Source organism: Sphingobium xanthum (assembly GCF_019737615.1).
GTDB classification, from domain to species: domain Bacteria; phylum Pseudomonadota; class Alphaproteobacteria; order Sphingomonadales; family Sphingomonadaceae; genus Sphingobium; species Sphingobium xanthum.
This window is the reverse complement of record NZ_JAHKKS010000001.1, coordinates 35,163-51,073: the sequence shown is the minus strand read 5'-3', so window position 1 is coordinate 51,073 and position 15,911 is coordinate 35,163. Positions and strand designations below refer to the sequence as shown.

Here is a 15,911-nt window from a genome sequence, read left to right as displayed (position 1 = left end):
ATCTCGTGATTCGGCTTTTTGTGCAAGGCACAAATTTCCTCCAGCACATCACGGCACGTCAAAGCCCGCAATATATTCGGCAATCCGGTCGGGATCGAAGGCGCGACCGTCGAAGAAACGATCCGGCCCCAGCGTGATCGATCCGCGCTGCGCGCCGATGGCGAGCGGCGCCTCCAGAGCGCCCTCGACCTTCATGCTCGCGCCCGGCATGGGCGTGTCGCTGTCGGCCAGCGCACGGCGATAGATATCGGGCCGGAATACGGCGCCGGCGCGCGCTTCGGCATCGGCGCTCGGTTCGACCATCTTCCAGCGGACAAGTTGCGAATAGATCCACAGGGCCTGGCTGCGCCACGGAAAGGGCGTCGCCTCCCGATCGAACAGCACGAAATCCGGCAGGTCCACCGGCGACTCGCCACGGCGCGCGACGATCCGGCCGGTCAGCGCACGCTCGATCAGTTCCGAGGGCTGATCGACATAGGCGTGCCGCGCGAGCAATTCGGAGAGTTCCGTGCGGTTCTCCGGTTCGTCGCACCAGCGCGCGGCAGCCGAAAGGCCACGCAACAGCCGATCCACGGGCTCGGGATTCTGCTCCATCCAGTCGGTGCGGAAGGCCAGCACCTTCTCGACGCCGCGCTGCCAGAGCCGCTCGCTCGCGGCGACGGCCTCGGCAAGCCCGACTTCGATCGCGGCGCTGCCCCACGGCTCGCCGGCGGTGAAGCCGTCAATCTCGCCGGCCTTCATCGCTTCGACCATCAGGGAGGGAGGCAGGACGCGCAGAACCACGTCGCGATCGGGATGGATGCCCGCGCTCGCCAGCCAGTAGCGCAGAGCCAGGGAGTGGCTGGAGAAGCGATGCACCACACCGATGATCGGCTTGCGGTGATAGAGGCCGATGGCGTTGGCGAAATCATGCGCTGTCGCCAGCGGATCGTTCAGCCGCACGGCCGCATCCGGCTCCAGCGCCGCAGCGAAGTCCGGCGCCATGACGATGAGGTTGCCGTTGACGTTGAGCTTGTAGGGTGCCGAAAGCGCCGAGGGCTGCTGGCTGAGGCCGAGCGTCACGGCGACGGCGAGCGGCGCCAGCATATGCGCGGCATGGACTTGCCCGTATACCAGCCGGTCGCGCAGGGTCGCCCAGCTCTCGGCGCGCACCAGATCGAGCGCGACGGCCTGCTCCTCGGCAAAGCCCTTCTCGCGCGCGGCGACGAGTACGGCGGAATCGGTGAGCCCCAGAAATGCGACACGAATGGGCGTCACGACATTCCTCCCAACAAATCGCTGGCCGTGATCAGGGCCTGCGCAACGTCCACCATCTTCTTGCCCTGGTTCATCGCCGTCGTGCGCAACAGCGCATAGGCATCCGGCTCCGAAAGGCCACGCGACGACATAAGGATCGCCTTGGCCCGGTCGATCGTCTTGCGGTCGGCCAGCTGCGTGCGCGCCTCGTCAAGCTCGGTCTGCATGCGCGCGAAGGCATTGAAGCGGCGAATGGCGAGATCGAGGATCGGCTTCACCCGCTCCTTGCGCAGGCCATCGACAACATAGGCGGAAATGCCCGCATCGATGGCGGCACCGATCATCGAATCATCCGACTGATCGACGAACATGGCGATCGGCTTGGCGAGCGCCCGGCTGACGGTGAGCATTTCCTCGAGCGTGTCGCGGCTCGGATTGCCCAAATCCATGAGCACGACATCGGGCGCCATGCGCTCCAGCCGCGCGACGAAGGCACCGCGCGGGGGCACGACATGGATGTCGTCATAGCCCGCATCCCGCAGCCCTTCCTCGAGGACCGTCGCGCGCGCGCCGCTGTCATCGATGATGACGATTCGCACCCCAAATTCCTTCGCACCTGCAACACAAATGACGCTCAAAGGCGTTCAGGTCAATTTCCCGGATCGCATTTCTGTTGCGAAGTGAGACGATGCGGCGCCTTTTCGCGCGCCGCCTCAGCGCCTTAGTGCGCAACAAAAATTCGTGCGGTGCGATCAGTAAGGGACAGGATCGAGATCGAGCCGGACGATGTCGGCTATGCCGTCGCGCGCCTTGGGATAGCGCTCGGTCACCAGCGGATCGTGGCCGGGCACGATATGTCGTATCGATGTCGCGAGCGCGCGCATCCGGTCATATCCCGCCATCATGTCTGCAACGCTCTCGACCACCGGGAAGGGTCGATACTGTTCGAAATTCGCATAGAAATGCGCGGCGTCCGACCCCAGCACCACCCAGCCGCGCCGGGTCTTCACGCGCACGGCCTGCAGTCCGCGCGTATGTCCGCCGATCAGGTGAACGGAAAGCCCCGGCTCGATCTCGTTGTCGCCCGCGTGGAAGCAGACCTTGCCCGAAAAGACCCGACCGACCATGGCCTGCACGTCCTTCACGTCGAAGCTGTGATTGAGGAACGGCTGGCACATGCAGCGCCCCGTGCAGAACGCCATTTCCGCATCCTGCACATGATAGGTGGCGTGCGGGAACATGTCGCGATTGCCGGCATGATCGAAGTGCATATGCGAGATGATGATGTCGGAAATGTCGGCGGGTGCGAGGCCGACCGCGGCGAGCCCCTCCTCGATCGGGCGGACGATCTGGCGATTGCGCTGCTTGCCCATCGCCGCATCGAAGCCGGTGTCGAGCAGGTAGGTCTTGGTCGGGCCCTTGATCGCCCAGATATAATAATCGAGCGGCATCGGCCCGTCATGCTCATCGCCGCCGATGAAGTTGGCAGCGGCATTGCGATCATGATGGCCATAGCGAATGGCGGTGATCTCGAAGGTGGATTCGCTCATCGCCCCGGTCTCCCGCTCAGCCCTTGCCGCCCCGTATCTCCACTTTAGCCCATTGCTCTACCACCCTGGCCATGGAGGTGAAATCCGAGTCCGGCCCGTAGCTCGCCTGCGTGATGTTGAGCATCGTGCGCGCCGCGCTGCCGACGATCATCGGCACGCCCGCCGCCTCGGCCTCGTCGAGACAGAGGCGCAGATCCTTGAGCGAGAGCTGCGTCGCGAAGCCGAAATCGAACGTACCGGGCAGCACCGAGCGCGGCATCTTGTCGGTCGTGGCGCTGTTCTTGCCACTGGAGGCATTGAGCACGTCGAGCATCACGGCAGGGTCGAGCCCGGCCTTGACGCCCATCGCCATGCCTTCCGAGGTCGCGGCCAGCGCCGCGACGGATAGCATGTTGTTGACGAGCTTCATCGTCTGCCCCTGCCCGGCGCCCTCGCCGACATGGAAGGTCTTGCCGAACAAGGCGAGCAGCGGCTGCACTTCCTCCCAGGTCGCGAGCGGGCAGGCAACCATGAGCGCCAGCTTCGCGCCGAGCGCCCCGGCGCGCCCACCGCTGACCGGCGCATCGACAAGCTGGATGCCCGCCGCGCCCAGCTCCTGACCGACGGCGACCGAGACGCGCGGACCGGTGGTCGAGAGATCGACGACGATGCGCGGCTTGCCCGGAATGAGCTGGCGCGCGACATCCTGCACGATGGCCGGTGTCGGCAGGCTCAGGAACACGATCTGCGCCTGCGCAGCGACATCCGCCGCCGAAGCCGCCGCCTTGCCGCCCGCGTTCTTGAAAGCCTCCACGGCGGCGGCAGTCGGATCGTACGCGACCACCTCATGCCCGGCGGCCAGCAGATGCGGCGCCATCGCGCTCCCCATGCTGCCCAGCCCGATGAATCCCAAGGTCTTGCCGGTCACGTCGTCTGTTCCTTCCTGATGCGCTTATCCGTTGGCGAGCCAGCCGCCCTCTATGGGAACGATGGCGCCATTCATGTCGATCCCGACCGGCCCGCACAGCATGAGCATCACTTGCCCGACGCTGTCCGGGCGGACGAACGCGCCGCTCGGCTGCTTGCCCTCGAGAAACTGGCCTTCCGCCTCGGTGCGGCTGATGCCCTTCTCGGCCATCAGCGATGCCACGCGCGCTTCCCAGATCGGGGTCAGCACGGAGCCCGGCGTGAGCGCATGACAACTCACCGGACCGCCGGCATTTTCGAGCGCGATCGCGCGGGTGAGGCCCTGCAGCGCGGTCTTGGTCGTCACATAGTCGATGCGGTTGACCGTCGCACGCGAGCCATAGACCGAGGTCATGTTGAAGATGCGCCCATAGCCCCGCTCGCGCATGCCGGGCAGCACAAGCTGCGTGGCGATCAGGGCGGCCGTCAGATTGACCGCCAGCGCCCGGTCCCAGGCGTCGAGCGGAAACTCCTCGACCGGCGCGAAATGGCGCACGACCGCATTGTTGATGAGGATGTCGATCGGCCCGCTGCTCCGCTCCACATTGGCAACGAGACCGCGCAGTTCGTCGCGCGAGGTCAGATCGGCCTGCACATAATGGACCGGAACGCCGCTTTCCGCTTCCAGCGCGGCGCGCGCCGGCTCACCGATCTCCGCGCCCTCGATGCTCGTCAGCGTGACCGTCGCGCCCGCTGAAGCCAGCGCCCGCGCCATCGCATAGCCGAGCCCCGCCGTGGAGCCGGTGACCAGCGCCACGCGCCCGTCGAGGCGCATTCCCTCAGCCATTGCGCACCAGCAGGGCACCGATCGCGGATGCATCGGGCAGGGTCTCGACGGCCATGACCGCCTCGACAACCCGCGTCGCCTGATCCCCGCTCAGCACGCCCTCGACATTCTCGCGGAACTTCGCCTCGATGTCGGCGTCGGTCATCGGGTTCTCGGGCGATCCGTGATTATATTCCTCGATCTCGGTCCAGTGACAACCATCGCGCGCAAAGACCTCGACTACGCCCTTGAACTGCTCGGAGCCCGGCATCGACGGATCAGCGACGAACTCGACGCGGTCGGCAAGCGCGAGAATGGCCGGATCGCGCAGCGAGCTTTCGGCATAAGCATCTTTGCCGATGCGCCCGAGCGCCAGCGCCTCGGCCAGCGTATACTGGATCGAAACGCGGCCATGGCTGTCCGTATTCGGTCGCCGCTTCTCCTCGACCGGCTCGCACACGATCGGCACGATGAACGGCGCGACCGGCACCACGATCTTCTCGATCTTGTCCGGCGTCAGGCCGTGGCGCTCGCGCAGGCGCAACAGGGCATCGATATAGGGATGGACGACATGGGCGACCGGGAAGGGCTTGAACGACGAAGCCCGGCTGTCCCAAAATGTCCCAAGCTCTTTCGTCAGCCGATCGAAATTCGGCGCGGGATCGGCCGCCTGGAGATGCGAGGCAAACAGACCGAAGCGCCCCTCGAACACTTCGCTCGGTCCAGTCACGCCATTCTTGCCGAGGATTGCCGCCGCGATGCCGGACTGCGCCGCCCAGCCGGGATGCAGGAATTTCGACTGCGTGCCGTCCACCCAGCACTGGATGAGGCCCGCCGCATAGCTGCCGGTGATGCCCGCCGCCCGGCTCATCTGGCCAGCGTCCAGCCCGAGCAGCTTGCCCGCCAGCCAGCAGACGCCGAACGGGGCAAACAGGCCCGAAGGATGGAAGCCGCGCTTGTGGAATTGCTGCGGCGTCACGCTGCCCACACGGCAGCTCATCTCGTTGCCGAGCGCGATGGCCGTGACGATCGCCTTGCCGCTCGCTTTGTGCTCGTCGGCCAGCGCCAATGCTGCAGCCACGGCAGGGCTGCTCATATGCACAACGGATTCATTGTGCGTGTCGTCATATTCCAGCGCTTGCGAGCAGGCGCCGTTGACGAAGGCCGCGCCGACCGCGCTTGCCGTCCCGCTCGTGCCCCAGAGGCGCGCCGCCGTGCCGGGCCAGGCGCTCGCGGACGCGCGCACAGACTTGCCGAACGGCGTCTCCCCGCCCGCGATCGACAGGCCGATCACATCGAGGATGCGCAGCCGCGTGCTCGCCACCACATCGGCGGGAATATCGTCATAGCTGATGGAAGAGACCCAGGCGGAAATGGTTTCGGAGGCGCTCGCCACGTGTAATTCTTTCTCCGCAGGACTCAAAAAGATACCGGTATCACAAAATCACTAAGCTGCTTTGTGCCCGCTGGCAAGCCTCACCCGGCGATATTGCTGAACTCAGTCGGCAAATGCCGTCCCGGATCAGGATCGCTACACCGCCCGCTTGCTCCGGCTGGCGAGCATGGTAACAGGATGTGAGGAGTCCTGAATTTGCCGCCAAGATCATCGTCCCGCAGCACAGGCGGCGTGCGCATGCACGAAGTGGCCGAGCTTGCCGGCGTATCCCGCATGACCGTCTCGCGCGCGCTCAATCATCCCGAAAAGGTGAAGGAGAAAGTGCGCCTGCGCGTGTTCGAGGCGGTGAGCCAACTCGGCTATGTCCACAATCATCTCGCGCGCAGCCTCTCATCCAACCGCTCCAACGTCATCGGGCTGGTGCTGCCGAGCCTCGAAAACTCGATCTTCTCGCAGACAGTGAAGGCGATTTCGGACGTGCTGAGACCCGCCGGTTTCCACCTGATGCTGGCCGAGGCGACCGACGACGCCAAGGTCGAGGAGGCCGTCATCGCAGCCTTCATCTCGCAGCGTGTCGCGGGCCTCGTGCTGCACGGCACGCAGCATAGCCCAGCTTCGATCCGCATGCTGAAGGGAGCGAACATCCCGGTCGTCGAGAATGGCGACATCCCGACCGAGCCGATCGATATGGTCGCGAGCTATTCGAACCGCGCGGCATCCAGAGCGATGACGCTGCACCTTGCGCGGCTCGGCTACAAGAAGATCGCCTTTGCCAGCCTCGCCAACAATCCGCGCGCGGCCGAGCGGCAGATCGGTTTTCTCGAGGCGCTGGAGGAAGCCGGCCACAAGCCTGACCCGCGCCGCATGGTCGCCGTCTCGCGCGGCTTCGTGGGCGGAACCGAAGCCATCGCCCATATCGAGCAATCGGCGCCCGACACCGACGCCGTGTTCTGCGCCGGCGACGTCATCGCCGTGGGCGCCCTGCTCGAATGCAACCGGCGCGGTTGGGACGTGCCCGGGCGCCTCGCCATCGCCAGCTATGACGATCTCGAGCTGATGCGTCACGTCAATCCGCCGATCACCGCGCTGCGCTTGCCCCGCCACGAAATCGGCCGCCGCAGCGCCGAGATGTTGCTCGCTCGCATCGTCGATCGCGAATTGCCTGCGCGTTCGGCCGACCTGGGTTTCGAGATCTTGCAGCGCGGCAGCACCTGAACTGATCGGAAACACGAATTCGGACGCTTGCCGACACGCCTCGATTTCGTTACCGGTAACAGGTAGACTGACAGACGGGAGCCAGGAATGAAACTGCAAGGACGCACCGCCGTCGTCACCGGCGCAGCGCGCGGCATTGGCGAAGCGATTGCCGGGGCGCTTGCCGCGGCTGGTGCGAGCGTGACGCTCGCCGATATAGACGGCGCGGGTGCGGACGCCGCGGCAAAAGCCATTGGCGGCACTGCGCGGGGCGTCGCGCTCGACGTCACGGATGCCGCTGCCTGCGAGGCGCTGGCTGCGTCGCTCGGCTCGGTGTCGATCCTCGTCAACAACGCCGGCATCATCCGGCAGGGCCGTATCACCGACCCGGACGGCACGGACGTCTGGGCGCGCACGCTCGGCATCAACGCGGGCGGCACGTTCAACATGTGCCGCGCCTTCCATGCCCAGCTCAAGGAAACGCGCGGCGCGGTGGTCAATCTCGCTTCGATTCGCTCCTTTACGGCGGCCGCCAATGCCGCCGCCTATGCCGCGTCCAAGGGCGCCGTGCTGCAACTCACCAAGGCGCTGGCGGTGGAGTGGGCGGCCGAGGGTATCCGCGTGAATGCCATCGCACCGGGCTTCATCGACACGCCGCTGGTTCCCGAGGAAGAGAAGACGCCGCAGCGCGAAGCGATGATCCTCGCGCGCACGCCGATGAAGTTCGTCGGCGAGGCGGCGGACATTGGCGGCGCGGCGGTGTTCCTGGTGTCGGACGAGGCACGCTACATTACGGGCGCGACCCTGCCGATCGATGGGGGCTATCTGGCGGGGTAAAGTCCCTATCCTCGCCCCGCATGGGGAGAGGATACGAAGCCTTGCGAATTTACTCGCTAGGCGCAGTTGGAGAGGGGGGCAGCCACGGCGCCCAAATTCCCCTCTCCAAGGTCCGCTAGCCGACCTGCGTCGGCAAGCTCCCCTATCCTCTCTCCGTTCGGGGCGAGGAAAGACTAACCTCGGATCGCCAATATCTGATCGTCATATTGCGCGGGATTGATCACCACGTCGATCAGCGCTGCCTTGCCCGCCTTCTGCGCATCAGCGAAAGCGCCGGCCAGATCGGCGGCGTCGGTCACCCGCCGAGTCCACCAGCCGAAGCCATCGGCGATTTTCGCGAAATCGGTGTCCGAGAAATCGACGCCCGCTGGCGCGAGTTGCCGCCGTTTCTGCTTGGCGCCGATCAGGGTCAGCGCGCTGTCGTTGAACACGACGACGATCGGCGTCGCGCCATATTGGATCGCGGTGCCAAGTTCGCCGAGGCACATCATGATGCCGCCGTCTCCGGTGAAGGCGATCGTCGGCCGGTCCGGATCGACAAGGCTTGCCGCGAGCGCGGCAGGCAGCGCGAACCCCATGGTCGAGAGGCCGCGCGAGATGAGCGACTCGTTCGCCTCGCCGCTCTGCCAGAGGTGCAGCACCGGCAGCATATGCGCGCCCGCATCGATGGCGATCCGCGTCTCGGGCGGGAAGGCCGCGCGGGCGGCCTGAACGAGCTGCGACGGCGCGATGCCCTCGCCGGTCGGCGTCAGCGCCGCCGTCCACAGGCGATCCTTGGCGGTCGCCAGTTCGTCCGCCGTCCAGTCCGGTTTAGGCAAGGCATCGGCCAGCGCATCCAGCGTCGCGGCGATATCGGCCACCAGCAACTGCTCGGGATGAAGCAGGCTGTGCGCATGGGCATGTTCGGAAAGCTCGACCGTCGGCCTATCATGATAGCGCCAGGGCGATGGCGGCCCCTCGACCGGATCGAAGCCGTAAAGCAGGATGAGATCGGCCGCGCGCAGCAACGGCTCTTCCGCCACGCCACCCGCATAGAGACCGAGACCGAGCCGCGTGCGCTCCGAGACGACACCCTTGGCCTTGTAGGTCGTCAGCGCCGGACAGCCGGTGGCCTTGACGAAGCGGTTGATCGCCGCCGCTGCTTCCGGACGACGCGCCTGCAGCCCCGCGATGATCACCGGGCGCTTGGCCTTGGCGAGCATGGCACGCGCCTGCTCCAGCGCGGCCGGATCGATCGACGCCATAGCAGCTTTCGGCGCGGCGGATGGCGCATCCTCGGCCGGACGACGGATGCGCGATCCGGCGACTTCGAGATAGGCCGGCCCATGCGGCTGCGACATGGTCGCCGCCAGCAGCCGGTCCAGCTCGCCGAGCGCATCGCCACTCCGCAAGTCCGAGCTGGCGCGCAGCATCGGCGCGAGCACGGCGATCTGATCGATGCGCTGGTGGCTGATATAGGCCTGATCGTCCTCATAGCCGTCGGCGATCAGCAGCAGGGGCGCGCGATCGAGATCGGCATAGGCGACGCCGTTGGTCGCGGCGCACAGCCCCGGCCCGCGCGTGGTCATGGCGACGCCGGTCGTGCCGGTCAGTTCGCCCGCGACGCAGGCCATGATCGAGGCGGACGTCTCGGTGCGCGTCAGCACGAACCGCACGCCCGCCTTGTCGGCCGCCGCGATGAAATCGAGATTGCACTCGCCGCCGGGCACGCCGAACATATGCGTGACCCCGCGCCGCGCCAATTCCTCGACCATCGCCTCGGTGACGCTGAGGCTGACGGCCCCCGCTACGCTCGGATTGGCCGCCATCAGACCGGCTGCTCCAGCGTCGGCGCAATATCCTCGAGCGTCACCCGGCGCAGATCGCGCGGATAAAGCTTGTCGTCATAGCGCAGGCCCCGGTGCATGGTGCAGCGATTGTCCCAGATGACGAGGTCCTTCACGGTCCAGCGATGCTGATAGACGAAGGCGCGCTGCGTCGCGAACTCGGTGAGGTCGCGGATCAGCGCCATCGCCTCGGGCGTCTGCTGGCCCTGAATGCGGCCAATATGGGCGGACAGGTAAAGCGCGAGCCGCCCGCTCTCGGCATGGCGACGCACCAGCCGCTGCGGCACCGGCTTGCAGCGCGCGGCTTCCTCCGGGCTGAACGCTTCGAAACCGAGCTGCATGCGCGAGAAGATCAGCGAATGTTCGGTGACGAGATCCCGAATCTCGGCCTGCATCTTCTCGGGCAGATGATCCCAGGCGACGCGCGTGTCGATGAACTCGGTTTCCCCCTCGCTCGGCGGGATGACGCGGGCATGCAGCATCGACCAGTAAGCCGGGGTCGGCTTGAAGCTGCTGTCGCTGTGCCAGAGCAGATTGCCGAGATTGAACATGCGGCGACGATCGTCCACGGCGAGGATCTCGCCGTCCGCGCCGAGGTTCGAGATGTCGTTGATCTTCATGTTCGGAAGGCGGCGGCGCTCCTGATCGACCAAAGTCGGCGTCGCCTCGATCGTGCCGAACTGCTCGGCGAAGGCAGCCTGCGTCTCGTCCGTGAACTGCTGCCCCGGGAAGACCAGCACCGCGAAATGGTTCATCGCCGCGCGCAGCTCGTTGCGCTGCTCCACCGTCAGCGGCCGAGTGAGATCGAGGCCCTCGGCGCACGCCCCGAAATGGGGATTGAGCGGCGTGAACGTCAGATATTTGCTCTCGAAACCAGCGGCCGGCGCGCTGGCAAGGGAAACGGACATACTCTTCTCCACGGGCAGCGCACGGATAGGCGCAGCCAATCACTATGCCCATACGCCTTGCCGATGCCCCGGGTTCATTACTTATGCTGATACTCCATAGTCCGCAGTTCTTCATCCCGCGCGGCACGAGGCGCTAGTCGCGATTGCGACGGGAACGAGGAGCAGGATGTGAGCGAGACGAAAGGCCCCTGGCGCGCCGAAGACTGGGAAATCTGGGACAAGGACGACCCGTTCGAGGCGATCAACGGCGCGATCTACCGCAACATCCATTTCCAGCCGGACGGGATGGAGCTGACGCGCGTCGGCTTCCGCATCGAGAAGAAGAACTGCAACATGCTCGGCACGGCGCATGGCGGCCTCATCGCCGCGCTGATGGACATATCGATGGGCCGCAACGCCTGGTCCGTGGCCGAACGCCCCGCGCCGACGATCAGCATGAATGTCGACTTCGTGCGCGCCGCGCAGGTCGGCGAATGGCTCGAGAGTCGCTGCCGCGTGGTCCGCAAGGCGCGGCGCTTCGTATTCTGCGACGGCCTGCTGCTCGGCGACAAGGGCGTGATCGCGCGCGGCAGCGGCGTCTTCGCGATCCCCGACGCGCCGTCACAATAGCCAGCAGTTATGCCAGCGGCAAAAGACCTATTGGTTTGCGTATAGCTGGTTTTGGCATCACGCTCTCATGACAGAAACCGCCACGCAGCAGCTGCACGACTGGATCGACGCATTCGGGGCGACGCTCGCCAGGGGCGATATCGCGGCTGCGCAGGCCCTGTTCGCGGATGGGGACTGCTACTGGCGCGATTTCGTCGCCTTCTCCTGGACATTGGTGACGGTCGAGGGACGCGAGAGCGTGGGCCGTTTGCTGCGCGAGCAGCTGGCGCATGCCGGGCCGGTCACGGTCGCGCCCAAGGGGGAACCGCGCGCGACCGAGCCTTATGTGGAGGGGTGGTTCAGCTTCGAGACCGCGATGGTGCGCGGCACCGGCCATGTGCGCCTCAAGGACGGCAAGGCGGTCACGCTGCTGACCGCGGGGCAGGAACTGATCGGCCATGAGGAGCCCGCCCGACGCCGCCGCATCGAAGGCGCACATCATGCCGCCTGGCGCGGGCGGCAGACATGGACGGACGAGCGCGAGGAGACGGCACGCACCCTCGGCCGCGAGGTTCAGCCCTATGTGCTCATCGTCGGCGGCGGTCAGGGCGGCCTCGCGCTCGGCGCGCGCCTCAAGCGGCTCGGCGTCCCGACCCTGATCGTCGATGCGCTGGCAAAGCCGGGCGACAGCTGGCGCGTGCGCTACAAATCGCTCTACCTGCACGATCCGATCTGGGTCGATCATCTGCCCTATCTGCCCTTCCCCGATCATTGGCCGGTCTACACCGCCAAGGACAAGATGGGCGACTTCCTCGAGGGCTATGCGAGGATCATGGAACTCGACATCTGGAGTTCCACGCGCTGCCGCAACGCGAACTACGACGAAGCCGCCGGCCGCTGGACGGTCGAAGTCGATCGCGACGGCGAGACGGTCGTCCTCCATCCCCGGCAGCTCGTGCTCGCGACCGGGCTCTCGGGCATGCGCAGCTTTCCCGAGATCGCCGGCGCGGAGACGTTCGAAGGCCTGCAATATCATTCGGCCGATCATCCGGGCGGCGAAGGGATGCGCGGCAAGCGCTGCGTCGTCATCGGCGCCAACAACTCCGCGCACGACATCGCCGCCGATCTCTGGGAGAACGAGGCGGCCGAGGTGACGATGATCCAGCGCTCGTCGACCACGGTCATCAAGGCGTCCTCGATGCGCAAGATCGCGGATCGCGGCTGGTTCTCGGAGGACGCCGTCGCCGCCGGCATGACCACGGACGAGGCGGACCTCCTGCTCGGCGCCCTGCCCTTCCGATTCCGCATCGGCATGGATCAGGCCAATTGCCGCGCCATTCAGGAAGACGAAGCGGACTTCTACGCCAGGCTGCGCGCCACCGGCTTCCTGCTCGATTTTGCCGAGGACGAGACCGGCATTGCAGGCAAATATCCCCGCCGCGCCTCGGGCTATTATATCGATGTCGGCGCGTCGGACCTCATCATCCGGGGCGAGATCAAGGTGCGCAGCGGCGTCGGCGTCCGCGAAATCCGACCGCAATCGGTCGTGCTGACGAGCGGCGAGGAACTGCCGGCCGACGTCATCGCCTATGCCACCGGCTACGGCCCGATGAACAACTGGGCCGAGATGCTCATCTCGAAGGAGGTCGCGGACAAGGTCGGCCAATGCTGGGGCCTTGGCTCCGACACGGCGATGGACCCCGGCCCCTGGGAAGGCGAACTGCGCAACATGTGGAAGCCGACCGCGCAACCGGGCCTCTGGTTCCACGGCGGCAATCTGCAGCAGTCCCGCTTCCATTCGCTGCATCTGGCACTGCAGCTCAAGGCGCTGATGGAGGGCGTGGCAGGGCCGGTGTTCGGGATGGCAACCGAGAAGCAGTCGGAGCCGGCGGAGTAGCTCCCTCCTGTCAGGATGGAGGCTCAGGCGGCAGCGGATAAACGATGAAGTCGGCATGCCGATCGATCATGGGCGGCGTGTCCGCCTTGGCCGCCGCCTGCTGCAACTCGGTAATCGCCGCAGGCGAAAGCGGAAGCACACGCTCGGCCGGATGCGTCTCGGCCTTCATCGGATAGTCCTGTCCCGGCGTGGCGGTCATCTCGATATGCGCGCCGAGCAGCGCGCGGATCGGATGTTTCGCCGCGAAGGCGGCAAGCCGGTCGGCGCTCGCGCGGAACTCCGCGAACTTGCCGTCCGGCACGTAGAGCCGGCCCGGATAAAGCATGTCGCCGGAAAACAGCAATTGCGTGCGTGCGTCATAGACCATCATGTGCGCCGGCTCGTGACCGGGCGTCGGGATGATGTCGAGAATGCGCTCGCCAAGATCGAAGCGGGCAATATCGTCCGGCCAGCGCTGGATGCGGAAGAATGCGGCGACTTCTCCCGGCTTGAGGCCGACAAGATCGGTATCCGGGCGGGCACGGAACTCGTCGTCGCCGGCATGATGGTCGCCATGACCATGCGAATGCGCCACGACCAGGCGGATCGGACGGCCACCATGCTTCGCCTGCCATTCGGCGACGAGCCGATCTATGGTCGGGCGGATCTTGAGGCCCCCCGCGCCGGTATCGATCAACAGAGCGCGATCCTTGCCGAACAGCAGGTAGAGAAACGGCGCCTCGAAATTGGTTCGGACCGACTGGCGAATGACGAACGTGTCGTCATCGATCCTCTGGACCTGCGTCTCCGGCTCGCTGGCGGTCGTGCCGTCGATCCAGTGCGCGAACGGCGGCGCCTCGAGCGCGGGTGACGCGGCGCCGAGCAGAAGCGCGGCACCGATCAGCGCGAAGGACTGGTGCCCGGCGGCGAACCGGCGGGCCGTGCGAAACGACTTACCCTGCCCCACTGATACCGTGCTCCTGCGAAGGCAGGAGCCCAGAACCCAACCGAGGAGCCTGGCCGCCTTGGGCTCCTGCCTTCGCAGGAGCACAAGTTGCGTTAGCCGGAACAAGGCACGATCTACATCCATTGGCCCAACCTATGACCTCTCATCCGGCATGACCAATCGGCTCAGATCTGGTTGGCCTTCGCGAATCTGGCGATATAGTCACCGGCGCGGAACGCCAGTGCCTCGATCGTCTGCGTCGGCTGACCACGGCCGGACGTGACCATGCTCGACCCGTCGCAGAGGAAGAGATTCTTCACGTCGTGCGTGCGGTGATATTTGTCGATCACCGAGGTGGAGGGGTCGTTGCCCATGCGGCAGGTGCCGAGCAGGTGGACGCCGCCGCTCGCTGCGCCGATCTCGCCGGGCACGATCTGCTTGGCGCCGGCCGCGTCCATGATCTCGACGGCACGCTCGACCTGCCATTTGGCATGCTTCATGTCGTCAGGATGATCCTTGTAGGTGACGCGGATCGACGGCACGCCCCAGTCGTCCTTCATCTCGGGATCGATATCGACGCGGTTGGTCTCCTGCGCCAGCGATGTGCCATGGCCCGAGCAGTTCATCCAGTAAGTGTAGGACTCCAGATATTCCTTGAAGCCCGGCCCCCAGGTCGGCGTCCCCTCGGGCACATTCTGGCCCCAGGTGAGCGGCCCGCCCGAGCGCGCATCGAACCCGCCGCCGCCATAGAAGCCGCGCTTGGGATCGCTGTCGTACCAGTCGTGGATGATGCGCGTGACGTTGGCGCCCTTATATTCGTTGAGCGGATGTTCGAACCTGGCCTGCGCGCCGCCACCCTTGTTGAACATGAGATAGCGCCCGACCTTGCCGCTCGAATTGGCGAGGCCGTCCGGAAAGGCACTGGTCGCGGAGTTGAGCAACAGCTTGGGCGTCTCGGCGCCATTGGCGCAGACGACCACGGCCCTGGCATTCTGGAACTGCTCCTTGCGGTCCTTGTCGAAATAATGGACGCCCGTGGCGCGGCCGGCGGCATTCATTCCGATGCGGTACACATAGCTTTCCGAGCGCACCTCGCAGTTGCCGGTCGCCTCCGCTTCGGGAATGACGGTCCAGACCGACGAGGACTTGGCCTTCACTTCGCAGCCGAAACCGCCGCAAAGGCCGCATTGCGCGCATGGCGGGCGCTCCTTGTAGATCACCGAGTTGATCGCCATCGGCGCCGGGAACGGGTGTAGCCCGAGCTTGCGTCCGCCGCGCTCGAACAGCACGCCCGACGACTTCACCGGCAGCGGCGGCATGGGATATGGCTTGCTGCGCCACGGATCGAACGGGCTGGCGCCGGCCAGACCCGAGACGCCGACTTCCCATTCCACCATCGTGTAATAGGGCTCAAGCTCGGCATAAGTGATCGGCCAGTCGACCAGGCTCGCGCCCTCAATACCGCCCAGGCGACTGCCCTCGATGAAGTCGATCTCATGCAGGCGCCAGAAATTGGCGTTGAAGTGCGCGCTGCTGCCGCCGACGATGCGGGCGTAGGTCAGCGGGTTGCGGCCGCTGGGCTGCACGGCCTTCTGGCTCGCGTCGCGGCGGAAGGTCTGCGGATTGGTCCTGGGATTGTTGGTAATGCCCGAGAGCTGGCGATATTTGAGCTCGTCATGCTCGAAGTCCCAGGGCTCCATGCGCGGGCCTTGCTCCATGACGATGACGCTCATGCCGGCGCGCGCCAATTCGCGCGCCACGATGCCGCCGGAGGAGCCGGAACCGACGACGATGAAATCGACGGTCTCGCTGGTCTTGTATGTCTTGCTGTCCATGCGATATC

Annotated in this window: 14 protein-coding genes; 4 read left to right on the top strand and 10 right to left on the bottom strand. The window is 65.9% G+C overall.

What is annotated here, in order from left to right; genetic code table 11:
• Positions 1-48: 48 nt before the first annotated feature.
• From KM135_RS00240 to KM135_RS00215, 6 genes are all read right to left on the bottom strand, one after another.
• Positions 49-1,257: a CmpA/NrtA family ABC transporter substrate-binding protein gene (locus KM135_RS00240; RefSeq protein WP_221711898.1), complete on the bottom strand. Its 1,209-nt coding sequence runs from the start codon at positions 1,255-1,257 to the stop codon at positions 49-51.
• Positions 1,254-1,835: an ANTAR domain-containing response regulator gene (locus KM135_RS00235; RefSeq protein ID WP_221711897.1), complete on the bottom strand. Its 582-nt coding sequence runs from the start codon at positions 1,833-1,835 to the stop codon at positions 1,254-1,256. Before KM135_RS00235 ends, KM135_RS00240 begins: the two co-directional genes overlap by 4 nt.
• A gap of 153 nt (positions 1,836-1,988) precedes the next feature.
• On the bottom strand, positions 1,989-2,786 hold the full coding sequence (locus tag KM135_RS00230; RefSeq protein ID WP_221711896.1) for an N-acyl homoserine lactonase family protein: 798 nt from the start codon (positions 2,784-2,786) through the stop codon (positions 1,989-1,991).
• Positions 2,787-2,802: 16 nt separating this feature from the next.
• Positions 2,803-3,693 carry an NAD(P)-dependent oxidoreductase gene (locus KM135_RS20120; protein WP_343228113.1) on the bottom strand — a complete coding sequence of 297 codons (891 nt, stop codon included), beginning with the start codon at positions 3,691-3,693 and terminating at the stop codon, positions 2,803-2,805.
• Between the two features lie 24 nt (positions 3,694-3,717).
• Positions 3,718-4,518, bottom strand: coding sequence for an SDR family NAD(P)-dependent oxidoreductase (locus tag KM135_RS00220; protein ID WP_221711895.1), 801 nt, complete (start codon positions 4,516-4,518; stop codon positions 3,718-3,720).
• Positions 4,511-5,893, bottom strand: coding sequence for an MmgE/PrpD family protein (locus tag KM135_RS00215; protein WP_221711894.1), 1,383 nt, complete (start codon positions 5,891-5,893; stop codon positions 4,511-4,513). Before KM135_RS00215 ends, KM135_RS00220 begins: the two co-directional genes overlap by 8 nt.
• Before the next feature lie 237 nt (positions 5,894-6,130).
• On the opposite strand from KM135_RS00215, the gene KM135_RS00210 reads away from it, so the two are divergent.
• The gene (locus KM135_RS00210; RefSeq protein ID WP_221711893.1) at positions 6,131-7,108 is read left to right on the top strand and encodes a LacI family DNA-binding transcriptional regulator; all 978 of its coding nucleotides are present in this window, start codon (positions 6,131-6,133) and stop codon (positions 7,106-7,108) included.
• 87 nt (positions 7,109-7,195) lie between these two features.
• Entirely contained in the window at positions 7,196-7,924 is a 729-nt protein-coding gene (locus KM135_RS00205) for an SDR family NAD(P)-dependent oxidoreductase (protein WP_221711892.1), read from the top strand.
• A 173-nt stretch (positions 7,925-8,097) separates the two neighbouring features.
• On the opposite strand, the gene KM135_RS00200 is transcribed toward KM135_RS00205, so the two are convergent.
• Positions 8,098-9,732: a thiamine pyrophosphate-binding protein gene (locus KM135_RS00200; protein ID WP_221711891.1), complete on the bottom strand. Its 1,635-nt coding sequence runs from the start codon at positions 9,730-9,732 to the stop codon at positions 8,098-8,100.
• Complete coding sequence (locus KM135_RS00195) at positions 9,732-10,658, bottom strand: TauD/TfdA dioxygenase family protein (protein ID WP_221711890.1); 927 nt, start codon at positions 10,656-10,658, stop codon at positions 9,732-9,734. Before KM135_RS00195 ends, KM135_RS00200 begins: the two co-directional genes overlap by 1 nt.
• A 168-nt stretch (positions 10,659-10,826) precedes the next feature.
• Here KM135_RS00195 and KM135_RS20115 point away from each other — a divergent pair, with 168 nt between their 5' ends.
• Together KM135_RS20115 and KM135_RS00185 are read left to right on the top strand one after the other, a co-directional pair.
• Positions 10,827-11,267, top strand: coding sequence for a PaaI family thioesterase (locus KM135_RS20115; RefSeq protein WP_221711889.1), 441 nt, complete (start codon positions 10,827-10,829; stop codon positions 11,265-11,267).
• A gap of 67 nt (positions 11,268-11,334) precedes the next feature.
• On the top strand, positions 11,335-13,143 hold the full coding sequence (locus tag KM135_RS00185; RefSeq protein WP_221711888.1) for a flavin-containing monooxygenase: 1,809 nt from the start codon (positions 11,335-11,337) through the stop codon (positions 13,141-13,143).
• A gap of 10 nt (positions 13,144-13,153) precedes the next feature.
• Here the strand turns inward: KM135_RS00185 and KM135_RS00180 are convergent, their stop codons facing one another.
• Entirely contained in the window at positions 13,154-14,089 is a 936-nt protein-coding gene (locus KM135_RS00180) for an MBL fold metallo-hydrolase (RefSeq protein WP_425516982.1), read from the bottom strand.
• A 164-nt stretch (positions 14,090-14,253) separates the two neighbouring features.
• Positions 14,254-15,903: a GMC family oxidoreductase gene (locus KM135_RS00175; RefSeq protein WP_221711886.1), complete on the bottom strand. Its 1,650-nt coding sequence runs from the start codon at positions 15,901-15,903 to the stop codon at positions 14,254-14,256.
• Between the last annotated feature and the right edge of the window lie 8 nt (positions 15,904-15,911).

Bases quoted from the DNA above. Each gene is read 5' to 3' on its own strand.
- KM135_RS00220 (WP_221711895.1), bottom strand. From the start codon at position 4,518: ATGGCTGAGGGAATGCGCCTCGACGGGCGCGTGGCGCTGGTCACCGGC.
- KM135_RS00185 (WP_221711888.1), top strand. From the start codon at position 11,335: ATGACAGAAACCGCCACGCAGCAGCTGCACGACTGGATCGACGCATTC.
- KM135_RS00175 (WP_221711886.1), bottom strand. From the start codon at position 15,903: ATGGACAGCAAGACATACAAGACCAGCGAGACCGTCGATTTCATCGTC.
- KM135_RS00195 (WP_221711890.1), bottom strand. From the start codon at position 10,658: ATGTCCGTTTCCCTTGCCAGCGCGCCGGCCGCTGGTTTCGAGAGCAAA.
- KM135_RS00210 (WP_221711893.1), top strand. From the start codon at position 6,131: ATGCACGAAGTGGCCGAGCTTGCCGGCGTATCCCGCATGACCGTCTCG.
- KM135_RS00205 (WP_221711892.1), top strand. From the start codon at position 7,196: ATGAAACTGCAAGGACGCACCGCCGTCGTCACCGGCGCAGCGCGCGGC.
- KM135_RS00200 (WP_221711891.1), bottom strand. From the start codon at position 9,732: ATGGCGGCCAATCCGAGCGTAGCGGGGGCCGTCAGCCTCAGCGTCACC.
- KM135_RS00230 (WP_221711896.1), bottom strand. From the start codon at position 2,786: ATGAGCGAATCCACCTTCGAGATCACCGCCATTCGCTATGGCCATCAT.